This is a genomic window from Pseudoalteromonas sp. GW168-MNA-CIBAN-0100, assembly GCF_040309225.1.
GTDB classification, from domain to species: Bacteria; Pseudomonadota; Gammaproteobacteria; order Enterobacterales; family Alteromonadaceae; genus Pseudoalteromonas; species Pseudoalteromonas arctica.
Genome location: NZ_JBEOOL010001190.1, coordinates 1 through 230 on the forward strand (window position 1 = coordinate 1; position 230 = coordinate 230).

Consider the following 230-nt stretch of genomic DNA (forward strand, 5'->3'; position numbering starts at 1 on the left):
CGCCTAGTGCAGGTAATGTGTCTATTACGCCGGGGCTAAAATTAGGTAACCTAAGCCAAGATCAGTTTGCGTTTGAGCAATACAGCGTAGTTGATGCGGTAATTATGGGTGATGTGGAGCTTTGGAAAGTAAAACAAGAGCGCGACCGTATTTACTCTTTGCCTGAAATGAGCGAAGAAGACGGCATGAAAGTAGCCGAGCTTGAAAGCGTTTTTGCTGAAATGGACGGT

1 pseudogene is annotated in these 230 nt (G+C 45.7%); it reads left to right on the forward strand.

Features of this window, described 5'->3' with window-relative positions:
• Positions 1–230 (forward strand): annotated as a pseudogene (locus AAEY62_RS25160) (ABC-F family ATPase); the annotation flags it as partial.